General features: G+C 35.3%; 19 protein-coding genes and 1 pseudogene. 5 read left to right on the forward strand and 15 right to left on the reverse strand.

Annotation, left to right across the window (positions count from 1 at the left end):
• The first annotated feature begins 27 nt into the window (after positions 1-27).
• On the forward strand, positions 28-537 hold the full coding sequence (locus ODZ84_RS02830) for a DUF4920 domain-containing protein (protein WP_266175499.1): 510 nt from the start codon (positions 28-30) through the stop codon (positions 535-537).
• Positions 538-634: 97 nt separating this feature from the next.
• On the opposite strand, the gene ODZ84_RS02835 is transcribed toward ODZ84_RS02830, so the two are convergent.
• Positions 635-1,744 carry a M14 family zinc carboxypeptidase gene (locus tag ODZ84_RS02835; protein WP_266175500.1) on the reverse strand — a complete coding sequence of 370 codons (1,110 nt, stop codon included), beginning with the start codon at positions 1,742-1,744 and terminating at the stop codon, positions 635-637.
• Between the two features lie 801 nt (positions 1,745-2,545).
• On the opposite strand from ODZ84_RS02835, the gene ODZ84_RS02840 reads away from it, so the two are divergent.
• A complete protein-coding gene (locus ODZ84_RS02840) occupies positions 2,546-3,085 on the forward strand; it encodes a helix-turn-helix domain-containing protein (RefSeq protein WP_266175501.1) in 540 nt (179 codons plus the stop codon).
• Between the two features lie 56 nt (positions 3,086-3,141).
• On the opposite strand, the gene ODZ84_RS23575 is transcribed toward ODZ84_RS02840, so the two are convergent.
• Positions 3,142-3,279, reverse strand: a complete 138-nt coding sequence (locus ODZ84_RS23575; protein ID WP_408612382.1) for a T9SS type A sorting domain-containing protein — start codon at positions 3,277-3,279, stop codon at positions 3,142-3,144.
• Positions 3,280-3,287: 8 nt separating this feature from the next.
• A complete protein-coding gene (locus ODZ84_RS23370; RefSeq protein WP_266177313.1) occupies positions 3,288-3,434 on the reverse strand; it encodes a recombinase family protein in 147 nt (48 codons plus the stop codon).
• 542 nt (positions 3,435-3,976) lie between these two features.
• On the opposite strand from ODZ84_RS23370, the gene ODZ84_RS23580 reads away from it, so the two are divergent.
• On the forward strand, positions 3,977-4,192 hold the full coding sequence (locus tag ODZ84_RS23580) for a DUF4158 domain-containing protein (RefSeq protein WP_408612425.1): 216 nt from the start codon (positions 3,977-3,979) through the stop codon (positions 4,190-4,192).
• Positions 4,155-4,394: pseudogene (locus tag ODZ84_RS02850) on the forward strand (hypothetical protein); the annotation flags it as partial. The gene ODZ84_RS23580 and the pseudogene ODZ84_RS02850, both read left to right, overlap by 38 nt.
• A 929-nt stretch (positions 4,395-5,323) precedes the next feature.
• Here ODZ84_RS02850 and ODZ84_RS02855 read toward each other — a convergent pair.
• The 10 genes from ODZ84_RS02855 to ODZ84_RS02900 form a co-directional block, all read right to left on the reverse strand.
• The gene (locus ODZ84_RS02855; RefSeq protein WP_266175502.1) at positions 5,324-5,887 is read right to left on the reverse strand and encodes a hypothetical protein; all 564 of its coding nucleotides are present in this window, start codon (positions 5,885-5,887) and stop codon (positions 5,324-5,326) included.
• Positions 5,862-7,004: a glycoside hydrolase family 19 protein gene (locus ODZ84_RS02860; RefSeq protein WP_266175503.1), complete on the reverse strand. Its 1,143-nt coding sequence runs from the start codon at positions 7,002-7,004 to the stop codon at positions 5,862-5,864. The genes ODZ84_RS02855 and ODZ84_RS02860 overlap by 26 nt, the downstream gene beginning before the upstream one ends.
• Before the next feature lie 63 nt (positions 7,005-7,067).
• On the reverse strand, positions 7,068-9,707 hold the full coding sequence (locus ODZ84_RS02865; RefSeq protein ID WP_266175504.1) for a hypothetical protein: 2,640 nt from the start codon (positions 9,705-9,707) through the stop codon (positions 7,068-7,070).
• Positions 9,704-10,780, reverse strand: a complete 1,077-nt coding sequence (locus ODZ84_RS02870) for a BAR domain-containing protein (RefSeq protein ID WP_266175505.1) — start codon at positions 10,778-10,780, stop codon at positions 9,704-9,706. Before ODZ84_RS02870 ends, ODZ84_RS02865 begins: the two co-directional genes overlap by 4 nt.
• Positions 10,781-11,228: 448 nt before the next feature.
• Positions 11,229-11,393: a hypothetical protein gene (locus ODZ84_RS02875; RefSeq protein ID WP_266175506.1), complete on the reverse strand. Its 165-nt coding sequence runs from the start codon at positions 11,391-11,393 to the stop codon at positions 11,229-11,231.
• A 96-nt stretch (positions 11,394-11,489) separates the two neighbouring features.
• Entirely contained in the window at positions 11,490-11,714 is a 225-nt protein-coding gene (locus ODZ84_RS02880) for a hypothetical protein (protein WP_266175507.1), read from the reverse strand.
• A 195-nt stretch (positions 11,715-11,909) separates the two neighbouring features.
• Positions 11,910-12,053 (reverse strand): hypothetical protein, encoded by a 144-nt coding sequence (locus ODZ84_RS02885; RefSeq protein WP_266175508.1) that lies wholly within the window; start codon positions 12,051-12,053, stop codon positions 11,910-11,912.
• 214 nt (positions 12,054-12,267) lie between these two features.
• A complete protein-coding gene (locus ODZ84_RS02890) occupies positions 12,268-13,434 on the reverse strand; it encodes a proline dehydrogenase family protein (RefSeq protein ID WP_266175509.1) in 1,167 nt (388 codons plus the stop codon).
• Between the two features lie 66 nt (positions 13,435-13,500).
• Complete coding sequence (locus ODZ84_RS02895; RefSeq protein ID WP_266175510.1) at positions 13,501-14,430, reverse strand: UbiA family prenyltransferase; 930 nt, start codon at positions 14,428-14,430, stop codon at positions 13,501-13,503.
• Between the two features lie 10 nt (positions 14,431-14,440).
• Positions 14,441-15,373: a mevalonate kinase family protein gene (locus ODZ84_RS02900; RefSeq protein ID WP_266175511.1), complete on the reverse strand. Its 933-nt coding sequence runs from the start codon at positions 15,371-15,373 to the stop codon at positions 14,441-14,443.
• A 180-nt stretch (positions 15,374-15,553) separates the two neighbouring features.
• On the opposite strand from ODZ84_RS02900, the gene ODZ84_RS02905 reads away from it, so the two are divergent.
• Complete coding sequence (locus ODZ84_RS02905) at positions 15,554-16,084, forward strand: hypothetical protein (RefSeq protein ID WP_266175512.1); 531 nt, start codon at positions 15,554-15,556, stop codon at positions 16,082-16,084.
• A 140-nt stretch (positions 16,085-16,224) separates the two neighbouring features.
• Here ODZ84_RS02905 and ODZ84_RS02910 read toward each other — a convergent pair whose 3' ends face one another.
• Together ODZ84_RS02910 and ODZ84_RS02915 are read right to left on the reverse strand one after the other, a co-directional pair.
• Complete coding sequence (locus ODZ84_RS02910) at positions 16,225-18,378, reverse strand: T9SS type A sorting domain-containing protein (RefSeq protein ID WP_266175513.1); 2,154 nt, start codon at positions 18,376-18,378, stop codon at positions 16,225-16,227.
• A 174-nt stretch (positions 18,379-18,552) separates the two neighbouring features.
• Positions 18,553-20,043 (reverse strand): MFS transporter, encoded by a 1,491-nt coding sequence (locus ODZ84_RS02915; RefSeq protein ID WP_266175514.1) that lies wholly within the window; start codon positions 20,041-20,043, stop codon positions 18,553-18,555.
• Positions 20,044-20,077: the final 34 nt, after the last annotated feature.

The following is a 20,077-nucleotide window of genomic DNA, read 5'->3' on the forward strand; positions in this document are numbered from 1 at the left end:
ATTAGTATTTTTGAAAAAATATTAAAAATGAAATTCAAATCGATAGCATTTGTCATAGCAGTAAATATCTCTACTTTGGCTTTTGCCCAGGAGACAAAAAAATCAGGACCTCCCGCAGGAAATGCATTGGCAGGTGATGTCTATGGAGGCGGAGTCGCTTCCGGTGCTGAATCAAAGGCCATTTCTGTAGATAAATTAAGCAAAAAGCTGAAAAAAGACAATAAAAAAGTTGAAAATATAGCGGTAAAAGGAAAGGTGACCGATGTCTGCGAAAAAAAGGGATGCTGGTTAACAATCCAGACTGAGGATAATTCCCAGTTTTTTGTAAAAATGAAAGATTATGCATTCTTTGTTCCTACTGCTCTGAAAGGCAAGACGGTTGTTCTTGACGGAACTGCTGAAAGAAAAGTAACTTCTGTAGATGAGCAGAAGCACTATGCTGAAGATGCTAAAAAACCGCAATCTGAAATCGATGCGATCACAACTCCCAAAGAAGAGATCAGATTTGTAGCTAACGGAATTAAAGTCGTGAACTAAGATTTGATAAATTTTTAATGTCCGCCTATTATATTTAATTACTGCATTAAAAAACTTATATACAAAAGAGGCTGTCCCAAATCCGGACAGCCTTTTTTTATTCTTCGATTGTAAAGCTTACTTCGGTATCCAATTTAGGATATTTAGTCGCGGAGACAAATTTCTTTCCGGTACAGTCGATCTCGAGCCAGCCTTTTCTTTTCTTAATATCTCCTACTTCCATAACAAACGGAACAAATGAAATCTCCTCTTTTCCCGGCTCTATAATTTCGCGGTACTGTACAGCAACATCCAGAATACATTCATGGTCCGTATTCAGTTTTACATTCCTGTACACGATGTCGTAATGCGTTTCCTGATTTTCAGGAATATCCAGATAGGTTTCCCAACCTGTAATATCAGAGTTTAAATTACCTATCGCTTTCAATGCATAGTATAAGGCAATGGTATAATATTTCCGGGTTTCTTTTCTGGTATAGTCTTCTGCAACATGTCCCCCTTCGAACAAAATAGTAGGCATTCCTGCCTTGATGAAGTTATCTCCTGTTGAGGTCGGATAAAACTCATCAGAATATCTTCCGATCTGATTGGGAATTAATTCCTTCAGCTGCTGATATACTTCCGCTATAACGGCCATGCATTTTTTCCGGTTATCGGTAACTGTGCGTTCCACATTTTCCGAGGGTGCTAAAAAAGACAAGGTCGCAGGATGAATTCCGTCGGTTGTAAAAATAGTTCTCTGCTCGTGAAGATTCAGAGCATAATCATATTTTTTTAAAGCTACGGTATTTTTAAGGAATTTAATCTCCTTGCTGGATTCATTATGAAAGTCCCGGTTCAGATCTATATCGGCTGCATTCAGTCGGGTCCATTTTTCAGAGCCGTCCGGATTAAGCATAAAAATAAAGTCCAGTTTTATTTTACTGAATAATCCTTCTTTCAACTCAGGAGCTTTGTCCAGACTGTTCAGTAAGTCGAGCATGGCGTGGGTCGCATTAGATTCATTTCCGTGCATCTGGGACCAGGCAAGAACATTAATCGTTCCTGTCCCCATTGTTAATTTGTAAATGGGCTTATTCAAATAGGATTTTCCAATTTCCTGAATATAATCCTTGAGATTCATCTGTAGATAAGAAAATAATTTTTCGGGAGAAATATAACGATTGGGGAAATCAGAATGCGGCTGATAAATCTGTTCAAAATTCATTGCTTAAGAGTTTACAAGAGTCAAATTTAATCATTTTTAAGGAAAAATTAAAATTAACATATGTAAATTAATAAAACAGAGCTGTGTGACATTTTGTCTGTGGATAAAATTGTGGATTGCCAATTATATAATATATAGTATATAATTTATTTAAAATCAGTTATTTACAGACTTTAAATAAATTAAATTTTAAACTTAACTTGAAGATCTGAAAAATGGTATTAATGAGTTTTGAGGAATTAAATATTAAACAGATGTTTGTGGATAAATTCCTAAAAAGTTACAGTATACAAATGTAAATTAAGTGTTATTTTAGAACATTTGTAATTTTATCCTCTGATAACTTCGCTAATTTAATGATGTAAATTCACCCTAAAGAACATAATACAACTATATCTCCAAACTTTAGATATCGTCTTTAAAAAGTATCTCGTAATGAAAATTAAATATAAATTACACCCGTAAATAGTGCTCTTGGGCCTATGGACAGGGCTATTGGTTCCCTATTTCCTCTTATTTACCATTCATAAAAATTGTTGTACAAAGATATCTTTTATGGCTGCAGATCTAAAATTATCGCTGGAAACTTATCCATAACTTATAAGCTTTTATCAGAAAAAACATAGAGTATAAAAGGGTTTATTATTAGAAGGACTTGTTTACAGTATTATAAAACACTGTTAATCAATGTTATATAATGTTTACATTTGTATCCCGCTATTATTTACATTTGTACATAGATATGATTTGCATTTGTAAATTATATTTTTTACATTTGTAAAGTGATTAAATGATCGTTATATGAGTCTAAATGAAAGAATTTCAAAAGTTATCGAGTATTCAGGATTTACGCCATCGGAATTTGCCGATGAGATCGATGTTCAGCGTTCGTCAATTTCACATATTACTTCAGGGAGAAATAAACCCTCGTTAGAATTCATCATAAAAATAAAGTCCCGCTTTCCGGAAATTCTTTGGGATTGGCTGGTAACGGGAGAAGGCGATATGCTCAAGTCCGAATTACCCGAAGTAACAGAAGATTTGGAAGAAGAGCCTAAAGTTGAAAAGACCGTTCCTACTTCTCTACCCGACCTTTTCATGATGATGAATAATGATGACGACTTTGGAAGCGAAGAAGCTCAGCCGGAACCCGGAAAACAGAATCCCGCAGAATCGTTTATTCGTGATCATGATACGTCGTCAGATAAAATATCCAATTCTCAGCGATTAGAGAATTCAAATGATCAGATCATTAATCAAGCAATTGGTAATCAAAATAATAAGATAAAGCGTATTGTAATATTCTACGAAAATGGAAAATTTGAAAGTTTTGAACCATAAAAAAACCTGATCACTGAAATGACCAGGTAAAAAATATTTGAAGAAGAAAACTAAAGCTATTGCTTTAATAGTTTTGTAATTTTTGTCAGCTCGCTGCTCTTTATTTTTAAAATATAATTTCCTTTTGGCAGATCAGAAACATTATATTCATCAGCCCCTTTTAATGTTCTTATAAGTTTACCGGATACATCCATTATTAATTTTAAAATAGTCCTTTAGGCGTCAGTCGACGAAACGGAACTGCCTCCAATCCTCCTTTTGTTCTCTCCCGGATTAAATCCTTTTCAAATTCTGCAAAGGATGCAGAAATATTAAAAAATAATCTTCCTTGCGGAGTCGTAGTGTCTATATTGTCATGTAAGCTTTATAGAGCTACATTTTTAGATTTAATATTTCGACAATTTCTAACAGATGTTTTAAAAATATTCCAAGTCTGTCCAATTTATATAACAACAACATCATCCTTACGAATTTGCTCTAATAATTTTTTGAGTTGTGGTCTTCCTTTTTAGCTCCCCGAAACTGTTTCCTTAAAAAAATCATTTCACATCCTAATTTATTTAAAGCGCCTTCCTGCAGATTTTAATTTTGGTCCTGTGTTGATATTCTGATATGTCCAATTTTCATAAGTATAGATAATTTCGTTAAAAATTTAATAAATATACTCAATTTATTATATTAGTTTTTTTTACTTAGTTTTATTTTAAAACGTAATTTTCAGAAAACACAAAAAAGTACAAGTAACGGACGTTTTAATTTACTGAAGAAAAAATATTTGTATCTCTAGAAACAAGTATTATCAGACTTTGAGATAAAAGAGTTAATTAAAATTCCAGAAACTGACGAAGAATTAATCATCAACTATTTTTTATCGGAAAATGATTTTTCAATATTAAAAATCAATGTAGAACAAACACCAATAAGTTGGGATTTGCAGTCAATCTTAGTTATATGAGATATCCGGGGATTATTTTAGCTCTTGAGTTATATCCTTCGAAAAATCTTACAGTTTATTGGCAGTCAACTAGGAATAAATGTTTTAGAATGGGAAAACTAACAAAAAAGGAGAGAACATATAAGAATACTGCAATCTGTTTATGGATTTAGAATATTTACAACCAGAGATTATACTGTCTACAAAGGGTTGTTACAAGAATTAGCTCTCAAAACAGATAAAGGATTTGTTGTGGCAGAAGAATTAGTTAATTTCTTCGTAAAAATAAAATCTTACTTCCTGCAACTGGAACAGTTGAAAGGCTTTGCTCAGAAGTTCTTATTAATGCAGAAAAGCAAATCTATGATGCGCTGAGTTATTCATTGTCCAATCATCAGAAACAGTTATTAGATGCTTTTCTCAACTTACAGGAAAAAAGCAGTATTAGTCAACTAAATTGGCTCAGGCAATCCCCACAGGCAGTCAATTCCAAATTTTTACTGATTCATATAAAGAGGTTGAGACAATAAAAGAAATTAATCTCCCGAAAGACATTTGTACGAATATTCATCAAAACCGATTACTAAAAATAGCCAGAGAAGTGACAGATGATACTACAACATCTAAGGGATTTTGAAAAATCCCGGAGATATGCAACTTTAGTCGCAATACTTCTGGACCAAAGCTTCTATTATCGATGAAATTATAGAAATGAATGATAAAAACATCGGATCTTTGTTTTGTAGCTATTACAGGATCTTTACTACCTACAACATTCTTATACGATTTTAAATTAATTGTATTGGTTAATTTTGCTCTTTATGAAATGATATTGATAAAGAAAAAAAATGATTCGAATGTACTGAACAAATAATTAAATAATGTCCCCAAAATAATGATAACGAGTCGCCTCATATTAAAATGTGGCGACTTACTATTATTTATCCATCGCTTTAATTTCTGGTGAAGTTGGCGGTAAATGTTGAAATTTATAAGTATGCATCTTATCCTCAAAAACATCAAATTTACTCAATGGAACTGTATCTGTAACAGATTTAACAAAATGAAAGTTTTAATATCAACAATATTCTTTAATTGATAAGTACTATCCTTATAAAAAACCAAATCAAAAAATCGAAATTGATTATTTTGTGAATTTTTCCCGTTAATAATATCAATTTCTCTCTTTAAATAAATATTACCTTGCTGGTCTTCATATAGTATATTATCTTTAATATCTTTCATTTTTTTCTGTTGGCTACATGAACAAACCATAAAAACGGTGAATAATCCAATAATTATTTTCATTTTCTTTTTTTCTCAATACAATTTTCCATTTTCTGGCTAGAAATATCAATAGTATCATGATGCTGATTTACCTTTAGTTGACAGATTTCGTCAATGCCAGTATGTTGATAACCTATTCTATAAGCATTTTCAACAATTGGGAAATCAATTGTTTTATCATTTTTAAGAATGATAGAATCTGAATATACAGTATTGGCCTGTTGAACTATCTCTAATATTACTTTATCTTCTGCGCCTTTTCTATATTTTAAAAAAATTGGAATTTTAGATGCGGCTAAAGTTGTTTTTAATATTACAGCCTCTTTTTTTAAGTTTTCAAAATTGATTTTAAAATATACTATATTATCCTGCAAATGATCTTTCCAAATAGCTGAGTCCACCAGAATCTTTTTTTCATTATAGGCCAATTGCATATTTTCAAATTTTTGAAATTGCACATTGAAAACAAGAGGTTTCTTAACCTCTTGTTTTTGGATTGAATATTCATTTTGTTTTTTACAACCATTGAATAATAATATGGCTAATACAATAACACTATTTTTTATTTTTACATGTGTCATATCTCATTACTTTTTTTAAAATATCAGTAAATAATTTTCTATCATTGAAGCCATTTGGGACACTTACATAGCCATTAATTTCTCTTGAAACAGTTAAAACATCATCTTTATCAGCATATTGATTTATATTGCCTGTTTTAGCACCAATATTTTTCCAGAAGTATCCAGATGCCTGACATGCAAAATTAATTTCTTTTGCAACTCTCGGAACGAATTCATTCAATGTTGAATTGATTTTTAAGGCCTTTCTTAATTTCTCATAGTTATAATCATGAGTAAGCTGTATCAAACCTCTTCCTCTATAAAAAGCTCCTCCACTAACATTAGAATTGGGATTCTTTTCATAAGTAATGGTAAATCTTTGAGTTTCATGATAACATTGTGCTAAAAAATGAATTTTTCTAATACAAGTATTTATATCGTAGTCCTTAAAAACTTTATTCAAAGCTTCAGCAAATTTATTAAAATTAGCATCCGAAGAATTTAACTTTTCTGGATAGTCTAAATTAAATAAATCTTCATGTAACTCATCATACATTGTAATATCTCTAAATTGCTTTTTGCCATTTTTTAAAATGGGATTCCCTTTTACATCTCTTATTAATTTACCATTTTCAATATAAACTTCTTGCTTTCGTAATTCAATAATAATATTTTTTAATTCTTCAGATGTTATTCCTCTATTACAAAAGCAGGTTTTATCTTTTGTAATTTGGTTTGAAAACACTAACTTAAATTCTTCTGTTTTTCCAGAAAGCCCATCACAAGTAACTGTTGCTTGATATACAAAGCCATCTTGCCATAAGTATCTATCAAATTTTTTATTTATTGGAAACGATGTTTTTACATTAGTTTTTCCATTAGATTGAACATTTAAATTGTACGGAGATACGGCAAATTCATTGGTTGCATTCATTTCTTGAACAAAAATCGTAGCATTTCCTTTATTTAATTTTTTTGTTTCAATCTCAAAATTTAAATATATAAAATCGTTATCTTTTGAGCAAGAAATATATTTAATGTTTAGTTTTTTATTTGGTGGATTTTCAACACCATCAGTATTATTTAGGCCTAACGCTTTTATTTTATGAATTCCTAATGGTTTTATTATACTCATTTTGTAAATTTTAATTGTTAAAAAAATAGAAATGGTGGCAGTTACACCACCATTTCGTTATGTTTAATCCAAAGTACTTGTTTCCTTATCTCCATGAGATAACTGAATATCTCTCTGCTCAAAACTCGTTTCAAACTCCAGTTCCTTAGGATTTTCACAATTCTTAGGGTCATCTTCAGGGAAGATCGGAAGTGGCTTATCAACAGGCAATCCGGTAGATTTATCCTGTAAAATAGTAAGTGTCGTAGGAACTCTTGTGATCCAGTATTTCCCTTGAGGCTCTCCGGTTGGCTGTCTCATTTCATCCACAATAGACATATACATAGGATCTCCAATGACAGGAACCGCGCCTCCATTCCAGATCAATCCTGTTTCAAGGAAGAACTGCACAGCGGCTTCAAAGCCCGGTTTTACGGTAACAATAATTCTTGCCATACCTGCCTGTAAGAAACTTCTGAACAATGGATCCATACTTTCAGTCAGGTAAAATTCCTGCCAGCTTTTACGGTTTGCCCAATAGTAAGGATAAAATGTATAATCCATTATTTCCCATTCAAAAGCCTGTTCCATAAACTTCGCTAAAGCCGCGTACTGATCCAGATTGTCATTAAGATATACCTGGAAATTATCCATTCTGGTAGTATCCTGAGCTCCGTTGGTCATTACCTGTCCAAGCGTAGTAAGATAATCCTGTAATAAGTAAGCAATACAGTTGTGTTTCAAGGTATCATGCTCCATGTAACGGTAGTAATTCCCCTGTCTTTCTTTCGCTGCCTCTTCTTTTTCCTTTTGTTCGGCATCCAATCTTGACTGTTCTTCTAAGAATTTTTGATAAGCTTCTTCATAAGCCCTTATAATTGCATTAAAGCTTTCTGTTTTCCATTCATTGATGAATTCATCACTCAGCTCGCAGTTTACCGTTACTTTAATGTTATAATTTCTAACATTATGTCCTTTTACCTGGAAAGAGACATTTCCCGTTAGATTAAGACCGGATACTCCATAATCAAAATTAACATCTCCACGAGTAGAGAGTCCGTTCATATCCCCTTTTAAATTAGAGCAAACAATTTCAGAATAACGTGACCCTTCCCATCCACCACCTCGGTTTCTGGATGATCTACAGCTAAAACTTGCATTTTTTGCAGCATAGTTATCCGGAATTGTTATCTGAGAATAATCTACCCCAAAATCATCATTGGTTTGTGGTACACTTGCAGCATTGTGTATTACCTGTTTTGTAGCAGCAGGGAAAGCACCTAACGACACTCCATAGATTTGCGCCCAATGCTGGATTTGTTCCACTGTAGCAGATTTTGGGTTCGGCATTGTCCATGCTCTTTCCGGAGCAGTTCTTGGATCTACGGGGGCGGTAAGTACCTGTGCTTTGGCTACAGTAAGAGCGAGACGGTGTAATCTTGAAGGTTCCGGAACCATAAATTCAAACATCGTACGTTTTCCGTAGTTGTAAATCTGGTTCTTATACTTCATATCAATCCATCTGTAAACACCGGTTATGTGTTTTGGCTGTGCCGCATCAGGATTATCCGTATTGGTTACTTTTCCACGGTTATCGTATTCGTGTACATTGGTTTCCGTATATTCCTTGATGATTTTCTGTATTCTTTCTTCGGAGATTTTAGTAAGAACTCTTTCCATTGCTCTTTCCGTGATTTCCTGAGATTTCATCATCGCCTGTCTTGTACTGTCGAGCTGCGCTGTATTATTGGCATAATCGGCTCCAATTTCAAATTTCATAGCATCAGTTCCGTAGCTATATCTTGTATATGCTGTAATACTTTGCTGTTTATTCAGTTCTTTGGCAACCTCTGTCTGCATATCTGTTCTGGAGGTTTTAGTAGTATCGGAAATTTTTTCGGTTTCCTGAGATTTGGAAGTCGTATCGGTAATTTCGGAATAATCCCTTGCTACGGAAGATTTGTGTCTCAACTCACTTGCCATAACATTCTCGATATTGGAAACCTCTCCCGGAACGTAGGCGTGAACACTTTGTACTACTTTCAGGTAATCTGCAATTCCCAATCTTTTAATTCCGAAATTTTTACGTTTCTGAATGGTTACGGTTTCAGGTTCTTGAGGATTTTCAATGGCAGCTCTTTTCAGGGTAAGCATTCCGGTAAGAGTTACATCTCCTTTTATATATTGCTGACCAAGGTCTGCATACGCTACACTTCCGTTATCGAAAATAATTTCTATCTTGAAAACTACATCTACCCTGAACTTATTTACTAAACTTAAAGGTAAAGTAATTTTATTATTTATTACAGAAATGTTGCTGTAGCTTTCTTCAAAGCTTCCTGCGGTGTCTGTTGTAGCCATAATTTTGGCATTGGCAACGTTCCACGAAGCATCTTCAACTTCAAAAGAGAAATTAATAAATCCTCCTGATCCGGAAAGTCCTAAGACACTGTGAGCAAAAAAGCTATACGCCATCGGTGTTCTTGCTGTAGTATTAACAACAGGAACAGATGCTCCACCAATATTCACATATTGCTGTTGTGAAAGAGGAGAATTTTCCAAAGCTATTTGCATGCTTGTTGAAATATTATTCGCAATAACATTCAAAACATCTGAATAGGTTTGAATCTCATCGTCAAGAACAATAGTCTGGGCTCCTACTCTTAATGTATTTTCAGAAAGAATTCTGATTCCTTCTTCAGTTGCAACCTCAAAAGCTGTCAATGCATCAAATTCTGCAAAAAGTGATACGAAAAGCGCAAAAGATTCCGGGAAAGTTTCTCTTTTAATTCTCCTATATTAATTTCATTCTGATATGAAAATTCAAAAGGTTTCACTTCATATTTTCTTAATTCTTCGTAAAGACGGATTTTTTCTTCTTCCGGAGTTGCCTCTGTAATTTTACTGTCGACCTCAGCTAACTTTCTTTCATATAGTTCTAAGGCATCCCTGTTTTCTTCCTGATATTTTGCATATTCTTCCTGATACGCTTGCTCACGGGATTTATGATATTTTCTCTGAAGTTTCTCCAACTCTGCATTCAGTTTTTCCAAAGCTTCTTTTTTGTGGAGTGCTTTGTTTGCGGTTAATGCAGCTTTTGCCTCGGATTCCAATCTTTGTGTTGTTTTCGCTGTCAAATCAGGATTTAAATCTTCTCCAGACCTTCCTGAAGAAACTGAACCTGCTGTTCCTAAATCCTCAGAAAACAGATATTTTGGTAATACGATTTTACCGTCGAATGCTTTTTCCAATAGTTGTTCTAAGTTCACATCTACGGCTACCTGATCAAATAAATCCAGACTTTGGGCAAAACCAACATGAATTGCCATTAAAACATGACTGATCGCCTCCTTAACATAAAAATCTCCCTGAGTAACGATCTGATAAATATAATTGTCCCAAAGTTGAACAAAGATTTTAATACCTGTAGCAGTAAGCTCTTTGTTAGTGTCAATAAGATTTTTATAATAATCTTTAACAAAAATTAATTCGCTATTATCAAGAACTTCTCTCTTTGAAAGCTTCCTTCCGATGTTAAGAAGTTCTCCGAAAACTCCCTCTTCAATTTTCTTTTCGGTTTCGAATCCGGCATTACTGAAATTTCTGGCTGCTTTTGCCATTTCTACAAATTTTGAAGATCTTGAAGACATTCCGGTAACGGCTGTGTCAAAAACTCCTTTTGCCCCTTTCGGTCTGTGAATAAATCCCAAGTTTCTTTCTTTGGTTTCTGTAAGTTGTGGGTTTCTTAAACTTACGAATCTGAAAAGCGTTTGTGACGCATTGTTGTTTGTAGACATTTGTGTAAATTTGTTTTAGTTTTATAAAAGGTTAAGATTTGAAGCCTCTTTTTATTAGAGTATCTTCAGGTTTTAGCCTTATTTTTTTTAGGTGGTATTCAGGCTAAGATATGTCCACCATGAGTTTTAAATTCGAGTTTCATTTTCTGTGTTTTTCTATACTGTAAATATCAATCAGGAAAGCGACGAAACTTGACGTGTTATAATTTTGGTGGAAATTTTTTGAAAAAATTTGAAGATTTTGAAAATTAGCTTGAAAAAGCCTTGGTGATATAATTAAGTTTCTTGCAGGCTTTAATTTTAGAAGTTTAAAGCTTAGTAATTTTTATGTGAACTCAGAATTCCTCTGTAGAGAAAAAAGATGATTTTGATTTTATCTATCAAATATTCATTCCCAATAGGTTTTATTCTTAACGTGCTATATTTTCCGTTTCGTCGACTGACCCCTTTACAGGATTGGATATACCTGAATTCGGTTATCATACTGCATCACCTCATTTGTTCCTAACGAGCCGGAAGTAGTAAAAGTCACTATAAACGGCATATCCATAGGATAATCCACTGCTGTTGATGGATTTCCGTCATCAATGACAGGAGCCCATGTTCCGGCCACCGCATCATACTGCTTAGCATTAAAACCAGCTAAACCGCGGGTTCCCGGAATCGTAACGGCAGGTGAGAATCCTGAGCTTGCAGATACTGTATTCTGTTATTGATATTTCACCCAGTAGGTTCCTGAAGTAAGCGTTACAGGAGTATTAGCGGTTATTCTCCAGATTTTTCTGGTGGTACCGGGCGTTGAACCCACCGGAACCTGGGTATTAAAGATTCTGTACATATTCGAATCTGCTCCCGAAGCAAACCGGTTGGTCGTATCGTCACCGAAAACACTAACTGCACCCGTTACTGACGGATCCGAGCTGTAGATATTCACTCTGGCAGTCGTAAACGGAGCTGCAAGTCCTGTATATCCGGTTTGGTATGCAAAGAAATCTATGCTGGTGATCTGCCATTGTGTATTTGCCGGAATGGTAAAATCGTCCGCCAGGAAAAAACTGGCTGTAGCAGAACTGTACGTCCCTCCATAACCGGCACTTGTATTGGATTCTGTTGTATTTCCTGTATTATTCTAAACTTCAGACCAGGTATATCCTGCGGGTGCGGCAACTCCGCTTTTAGTCGTAGCACCGGTACTTAAACCTCCGTTATTATAAGTTTGTGCTAAGGTTAAATGTGCTATAAGCCCTATAGCGGCAAGTAAAGTTTTTTTCATGGGATATTAATTCTTATAGTGGTAATAAAATATAATTATATCAACAATTAAAACTTATATTTAATAAATAATAATTACCAATATTGCAATATTTCATATGATTTGTTAATTTTAGAATATTTGAACTTTAGGGAATAATCTCTGCTCTAGACCTATAAAAAACAGAAAAACTTCACAGATTTATGTGAAGTTTTATATCATAAGGGAAGGATGACTATTTCTTTCTTCTTTCCAGTTCTTTCTTAATAAGCCCCAGTTCTCTTCCGGTCTGACCTGCTACGGAGGTGTTTTCGCGAGCTCTTCTGGTCAGGTATGGTACGACATCTTTTACAGGTCCGTAAGGAAGATATTTAGCTACGTTATACCTCTTATCAGAAAGGTAGAATGTAATATTATCGCTCATTCCGTAAAGTTGTCCGAAATATACATGCGGATTACCGTTTTCCAAAGATGCTGCTTTCATTTTATCCATCACCAATTCTGAAGAGATCTCGTTATGCGTTCCGAAGAAAGCGGAAACGTTGTCCAGATGATTCATCACAAAATCAATTCCGGCATTATAGTTTTTATCAGAAGCATCCTTCGTAGGCTGAATAGGATCTGCATATCCTTTTTCTCCCGCTCTTGCCCGCTCTTTCTCCATATATGCTCCGCGGACGATCTTATATCCGATAAAATAATTTTTCTCGCGGGCTCTTTTCAGGTGTTGTTCCATATATTCCAGCCTGCCGGTTCTGTACATCTGGATGGTATTCCAGACAATGGGTTTTTCCTGGTTATACTTTTCCATCATCTCCTCACAAAGCCGGTCTGCTGCATCCTGCATCCAGGTTTCCTCCGCATCCACCATTACTTTTTTATCATTTTCATGGCACAGCCTGCATACCTCATCGAACCTTTTTACAACTCTGCTCCAGTCTTCTTTTTGACTGGAAGTAAGTTCGGCATTTTTCCCTACGGCTTCATAAAGATCAATCCGTCCAAAAGCGGTAGGCTTAAAAACAATAAAGGGAATGGCCGGATTTCCGACAGAAAACCTTACAATATCTTTAATTTCTTTACAAACGGCATCAAAAGTTGCCTCATCCTCTTTTCCCTCAATTGAATAATCGAAAATACTTCCAACGCCTCTTTTAAAAAGCTGCTTTACTACTTTCATACTTTCTTCACGTGTTTCTCCGCCGCAAAATTGCTCAAACAAAGTGTTTTTAACAATTCCGGTAACGAAAGGAAGGTTGTTATGAATAGAAAAATTAAGAACAGAAGTTCCTAGAGTGGTAAGAGTAGGCTGCTCAATCATTTTGAACATCCAGTACGCTTTCTTTAACTGTGCATCAGATTTATCTGCAAATGCAACTTTAGTATCGTTAAAAATGGGCATTACTTTTATATAAATTTAAGGTTCTGCAAATGTAAGAATAACCTCAGTCTTTTTAAAGAAAATCTTCTACAATTTACCTTCGATCCCGTTCAGAAGCATCGCAATAATACCTACAAAAACCCAAAGCCGCAGAATATTGAGCGTCAGGAAATTACTTTTTCTGGAGGAATTTAAAAGCAGGTAAACACAGGCAATCATTACAAATAATCCTCCTGTAAAATAATATGCCATAAATCCGGCGATGCCTGTTCTCATAATGAGTTTCATGGATACGGCAATCGTTACCGTTAATAAAGAAATTATAATTCCTTTGTAGGTCCTGCTGTTAAAATAATTGGGAATCGTAGTATATCCAAAAGCTTTATCGACACTCTTGGTCAGTGCATCTTTTACGATATCAATACATAAAAGTATCAGGAACAAGAAAATAGCCATAAGCAGCACTTTCTTTGAAAAAGTTTCGTAATAAACCATCATTCCGAAGAACGGGTATAAGGTAAGACTGACGAAAGTAAGGTTATTGACCAATAGAATCCTGCTTAATTTGTGACTGTAAAACCACATAAAAAACTGATAGATCAGAAAAAACACAAATACTTTATGAGAGATCAGCCAGGCAACACTCAGCGATATAATAGTCAGGGCCAGATAGGCATACAAAAAGTATTTCTGTTTAATGAAACTCTGAATTCTGGTTCTGAAAGGTTTCACGATATGATCTTTTTCAAAATCATAAAACTGATTAATCGTTCCTCCTGCCAAAATGGTTAAGACGGTGCAGAAAATAATCCCGTGCACTTTAAAATCAAAGACAAATTTTCTGAAACTTTCATCCTGATTAAATAGGAAAAACGTTGAAACATAAAGGGCAAAAGTAAGTAATAAGGCAACAAAAAAGCGAGCTCCCAAAAGAAAGCCCACAAATTGTGAAAATCTGTAAAACAGAGATTTTTGGATATAATTTTTCTGTTGGGAAGTTTCTTTTTCAGAATTCATTCACAACATTTTAGAATCTGTAAATCACCTCTTTCTGGAAGCCGTCAAGCATTTTTTCTGCTTTTTCATAGTCTTTGGTAAAGCCTAAGATGTAGCCGCCGCCGCCGCTTCCGCATAATTTCAGATAATACGCATTAGAATCCAATCCTTTTTTCCAGATATTAAAAATACTTTCAGGAATCATCGGACGGAAATGTTCATATGCCCAATAGGAAAGCTTTTTCAGATTTCTGAAGAACGGATTCATATCTTTTTTCAGAAAAGAATCAATACATGCATTGTTATAGCGGATGAATTCTTCTTTCATCGTTTTACGGAAGCCTTCAGTTTTCATTTTCTCAAAGAAAATCTGGATCATAGGTCCCGTTTCACCGGTAATTCCAGAGTCGATCAGAAAGATGGCCCCTTTTCCCTCTTCTCCTTTAGGGATAGAAACCCTGCCGAGGTTTTCTTTATTTTCGATGAGAATCGGCAGATTCATATAGCAGATCAACGGATCCATTCCGGAACTTTTGCCGTGGAAATAACTTTCCATCTGTCCAAAAACAGCTTTCAAAGCCTTCAGATTATCTTTGGAAATGCTTTCCGGCTCATGCTTCTGAACAGCATATTTTTCAAATATTGCAGCAACCAGAGCTCCGGAACTTCCTACACCATACCCTTGCGGAATATTGGAGTCAAAAAAAAGACCGTTTGAAATATCATTTTTGAACCTTTCAACGTCTAATTTAAACCCTGCAGGAAGATCTAATTCTGTAAGATAACCGGAATATTCTTGTAAATGTTTATTTGATTTTTCTTCAAATTGGGAAGCGGTTTCTGAATCAGAAAACTTTAAGGTCCCTTTGTAGAAGCTGTACGGCACCACAAGACCCTGGGAATCTTCGATCATTCCGTATTCTCCAAACAAAATTATTTTTGCATAAAATAGAGGATTCGTCATCTGACAATAAATCTTTTTACAAAGTTAAAAATTATTCTCCTCAATGTTAGCAAAATTCACGCCGAAATTTCATATTTTTTTAACAGATTTCTCATTCCCCTATTCTCACGAAGATGCAATAAAGATCAATATGTTAATTAATCATTACTTTTGCCGAAATTAATCTAACATCTGTTTTTAATGAAAAAAATTTTGTTTTTTTTATTGTTATCAGGTCTTGTTTTCGGTCAGAACAGGTCAAGGGATACCATTATCGAAAAGACTCCTGTCGCCATTATAAAGCTTGGAAAACATAAGATCTATATCATGAGAAAATCTGATCAGAAACCCTATATTCAGCAGAAAGACGGTTCTTATACCTCTGAGGATACCCCGTATATCAGTATCAGACTCGAATCTGCTGCCATGAAAATGAAACCACAGGCGTATATAAAAGCCCGGTTTGATGATATGGATGAAGACGGAAAATGGGTAAAATCCCTACCGGAGATCAGTGGCAGGGAATCCTTGGTGTACACCGAATATTTTGAAAAGGAGAAAAAGATTTTTAAGTCGGTCTATTTTCCTTTGAAGGACCGGTTTATTGTTCTGTATATTACTGTATTTTATGAGAATGATGATGATAAAAAAGATCTGGATTTCGGTATAGACGACTTTCTTGAAAATGGTCTTATTATTATTGAAGACTATTATCTCCATTATAAAATATAAAGGATTAGCCTCACTGATAGATGTGTGTTGAGAATCGTACATACGAAACCTTCATGTCTAGGGGTACCGTAAATTTCATTGAAAAGGCCGTTTTCACGAGTTGTGAGACGGCCTTGTTCTGTATAATATCGGAAGCGCTGTTAATGTTTTATCAGTTTTTTAATAACCTTATCTTTTTCCGTTTCTACGCTTACAACATAACTTCCTGTCTGTATCGAAGAAATATCTACTTCCTGCTTATTTCCCTTTAAGGATGACTGTGACTTAATTAATCTTCCTGCTTCATCATATATTTTAAACGCCTTTAAAGCACTCTTCGAAGTGATTATCATTATATTTTTGGCAGGGTTCGGATAAATATGTACTGTATTGTCTTTTGTGTCGACATCTTCTACCGCTAAAACAGCACACGAAAAATTGGCCTTCCAGCCACTGTGATTTTCTGCAGGGTCAGAAACAAACCTTACGGTGATAGCTCCCGAAGAATGGGTAGAAGTAAAGGTCCCTGGTATTGAATTTCCGGTCAAATTGCCCCCGGTTGCGAATAATGGAGAAGAAACAGACGGACCATTATAAATATACATAAAATCATATCCCTGTTCTAATGAAAACTCCGTAAAAGTCATAGTAAGAGAATTTCCGGCTGTGGGATAAAATGTTTTGACAAATGTCTCATTATCTCCGTAATTTCCGGTCTCCCCTCCCGAGTCAGTAAATAAGGTACCGCTGCACCAGTCTGTATCGGTCAAAAATATCTGTGTTCTCTGATATCCGGCGGAGCAGTCTGTTCCTACGGAGAAAATATAATAAGTTGCCGGTTGAAGATTTGTAAAGTTTAATGTCTGCATAGTGGTAATTCCTGAAGAAATTACGGTACCGTCTATTGTCGTTAATCTATATTTCCATGAAGAAGAAACAGCATCTGTAAAGGCAGCGGTGGCAGAGTTATCGGTAATATCCGAAATATTGATTTCTGTTACGGTAATAGGACATGCAGTTGTACAATTTGTACCGATACAGGCTTTTGAATCTATGGTATTCCGTATTAAGGCTGCCGGCTGCGGTCCGAACCCGTTGCTGAAACTGATGCCGACTCCTGAAATCAGGTGACAATAACTCATCATGGTGCCTTTTTCGGCTGCTGATGGAATAGGTCCCGTACAGCCTTCACTGTAGCCTGCCAGTGCACCACAACCGTCAATCGCGGTATTATTTCCGTTCCAGACACACGCATGAGTATGAGGTGATCCGAAACTGTGCCCCATTTCATGTGTCATGGCCCCGATCGTCCAGGAATATACAGGAACATTATTATAGTTTTGTGATATCCCGGAGTATGCATGGTTATAGGAACTGCATAAGGAATTCAGAAAAGCAACACTCGTCGTAGTTGGTGAATTGACCAAATGAGCGAGATCACCATTAAATATTTGCCTGTTGGTTCTGAAACTATCAAGATTATCATTCGGAGATCCCGTGTAGGGGTCCTGGGTTGTCCAGATATTAATTTCATTTAGTGCAATTCTGACGTCATCATTTGTATAAAGGGTAGCGATATTGTTATGAACGGCCGTTAACCAGTTGGTCGTTGTAACAGGATCCGAGCCGTTATTGAGATAAGGATTATAACAAACTTCATAGTATATTCTTACGCAGTTCTGGGTAATCACCTTTTTATCAGGATCAAAAGAACCTTTTGTTATCTGATTTTCCTTCAATTCATCGGCCCCGCAGATAAAAGGATTAAGTCCGGTCAGTTTTGATTCTGAATAACTTACAAAATCTTCACTGTTTTTGACTTTGCCGACAACTATGTTTCCCAATTCAGGAGTGGAAGCTACTCCTACGATATCATTATCAAAGAAACTGAACGCTGCAACCGACCTGTTATCCCCTTTCACGATTCCCTGGTAATAGACTCCGGGATTATAATTAACAATTTCTCCCTTGTCTGTCGTCACTTTGAAATCTTTAGTAAAGATTTGGTTTTTATAAAGCTCAACTGTTAACAGTTTCCCGTCAAAAGGGAACGAAATTTCAACAGTCTCAGGTTTATCAGATACAATCCGTTTGAGTTCTTTAGGTTTTACTCTGATAACCGTGATGTCGGTGGCTGATTTTCTGTACTCGGATAGTTTTTCAGATTGGGAATTCAGTTCAAACAGCTCATATCTTTGGAAAGCTTTTCCCCGATTATGATATTCTGAAATTTTTTGAGCAACCGGTCTTAAATTCTGAGAAAGACCAAGCATTGAGCATTGTAAAATGCATAAGAGTAGAATTTTTTTTATCATTTCTGTATTTTATTTAAGTACAAATAAACAAAAAAAATATACATCTGAAAAATAAATATGATTATTTACTCATTTTATCAAAAAAAAAGCACAAAAGCATATCATTGTACATGATCATTCTCCGTTGTTTCAGTACGGAACTAAAAAAAGACGTTATTTGTAACGTCTTTAAATTTATAATGTATCTCTGTCTTTTAGCATCTTGACCTTAAGAAAGCGTATCAGAACTAATCCGATGGCAAAAAATATAGTCATGGACAAAGCTGCATATCTCATATTATTAAAATGCTCAATCAGCGTTGCAAAAATGAAAGTTCCCAAGATGATGGCCATTTTCTCCAGAACATCATAGAAACTGAAAAATGTGGTATTCTCCATGGAATCCTCAGGAAGAAGTTTGGAATACGTAGATCTCGACATGGCCTGAAGACCTCCCATTACAAGACCTACCACTGCCGCTACCCCGTAAAACTGATACTCTACTGTCGGATTTTCCTTATTGAGAAAATATGCCCATAAACAAGCTACGATCCATAGGACAATCGCAATAGAAATGACATTTTTATTCCCGATTTTTCTTGACAGTCTTGAGAAAATAACGGCCCCGATAATCGCTTCAATCTGAATTACCAGAAGCGTCGCGATCAATTTATCCTGTGCAAGATTAATTTCGCTTTTTCCGAATAAGGTGGCCATTAGGAAAATAGTCTGCATCCCTACACTGTAAAAAAAGAAACTTGAAAGGAAAAACTTCAGGTTTTTATCTTTAAATAATTCGTTTCCGACTTTAAAAAGCTCATGAAAACTTTCTTTGGCAATATCTTTATAAAAGCTCAGGTTATCTTTCAGAACCTCAAAGAAACCTCCCTGGTCCTGGTGTGTTTTAAAAATATTTTTATAGTTTAACAATACCAGATCTTTCGGAAGCTTTTCTTTTACATCACCAAACTGGGGAAGATGTTTAAAGGTATACTGAGAGAAACCAAACCACCAGGCCCCGGTCAGTAAGAAACTGATTCTTGTAAATAACAGCTGCTGAGCTGCCCCTTTAGCAAATACCTGAATCAATAACAGACAGATCACCACCAGCACTACAGAACCGATATATCCGTAAACATATCCCTTTGCAGAAAGCGCGTCCTGCTTATCCCTTGTTGCAATATCCGGCAGAAAAGAGTTATAAAACACCAGACTTCCCCAGAATCCTACACTCGCCGTGATACTGAACAGCAAACCTAAAAATACATTGTGCATTCCCGTGAACATGGCCAATCCCATACAGGATGTGGCACCCAGATAACAGAAAAACTGCAGGAAAGATTTTTTGTTTCCGATCGTATCTGCCAGCGAAGATAAAAACGGAGACAATAAAACAACAATAAAGAAAGAGATGGTAAGTGAATATCCGTACACCGCATCCGGCTGATATTCTCTTCCGAAAACTTTAATCATATGCCTTACCGGTACGTCGATCCAGGATTTTGTCTCTTCTACATATTCTTTCTTTTCATAAGCCGTGGTAAGGATAGAATAATAAATCGGAAAAATAGTAGAGGTAATAACCAGTGAATATACAGAGTTGGCCCAGTCATATACGGCCCAGGCCTTCATAATCTTTGGGTTGTTCTTTATATGTTTAGGCTGTTGATTTTCAATTTCAGACATTCATTAAATATTAGTAGCACAAAAATATAAAAAC

It is taken from the genome of Chryseobacterium fluminis (assembly GCF_026314945.1).
Taxonomy (GTDB): Bacteria; Bacteroidota; Bacteroidia; order Flavobacteriales; family Weeksellaceae; genus Chryseobacterium; species Chryseobacterium fluminis.

Excerpts from the sequence above, each read along its gene's own strand:
- ODZ84_RS02830 (WP_266175499.1), top strand. The coding sequence starts at position 28 with ATGAAATTCAAATCGATAGCATTTGTCATAGCAGTAAATATCTCTACT.
- ODZ84_RS02835 (WP_266175500.1), bottom strand. The coding sequence starts at position 1,744 with ATGAATTTTGAACAGATTTATCAGCCGCATTCTGATTTCCCCAATCGT.
- ODZ84_RS02840 (WP_266175501.1), top strand. The coding sequence starts at position 2,546 with ATGAGTCTAAATGAAAGAATTTCAAAAGTTATCGAGTATTCAGGATTT.
- ODZ84_RS23575 (WP_408612382.1), bottom strand. The coding sequence starts at position 3,279 with ATGGATGTATCCGGTAAACTTATAAGAACATTAAAAGGGGCTGATGAA.
- ODZ84_RS02855 (WP_266175502.1), bottom strand. The coding sequence starts at position 5,887 with ATGACACATGTAAAAATAAAAAATAGTGTTATTGTATTAGCCATATTA.
- ODZ84_RS02860 (WP_266175503.1), bottom strand. The coding sequence starts at position 7,004 with ATGAGTATAATAAAACCATTAGGAATTCATAAAATAAAAGCGTTAGGC.
- ODZ84_RS02870 (WP_266175505.1), bottom strand. The coding sequence starts at position 10,780 with ATGTCTACAAACAACAATGCGTCACAAACGCTTTTCAGATTCGTAAGT.
- ODZ84_RS02885 (WP_266175508.1), bottom strand. The coding sequence starts at position 12,053 with ATGAAAAAAACTTTACTTGCCGCTATAGGGCTTATAGCACATTTAACC.
- ODZ84_RS02890 (WP_266175509.1), bottom strand. The coding sequence starts at position 13,434 with ATGCCCATTTTTAACGATACTAAAGTTGCATTTGCAGATAAATCTGAT.
- ODZ84_RS02895 (WP_266175510.1), bottom strand. The coding sequence starts at position 14,430 with ATGAATTCTGAAAAAGAAACTTCCCAACAGAAAAATTATATCCAAAAA.
- ODZ84_RS02900 (WP_266175511.1), bottom strand. The coding sequence starts at position 15,373 with ATGACGAATCCTCTATTTTATGCAAAAATAATTTTGTTTGGAGAATAC.
- ODZ84_RS02905 (WP_266175512.1), top strand. The coding sequence starts at position 15,554 with ATGAAAAAAATTTTGTTTTTTTTATTGTTATCAGGTCTTGTTTTCGGT.
- ODZ84_RS02910 (WP_266175513.1), bottom strand. The coding sequence starts at position 18,378 with ATGATAAAAAAAATTCTACTCTTATGCATTTTACAATGCTCAATGCTT.
- ODZ84_RS02915 (WP_266175514.1), bottom strand. The coding sequence starts at position 20,043 with ATGTCTGAAATTGAAAATCAACAGCCTAAACATATAAAGAACAACCCA.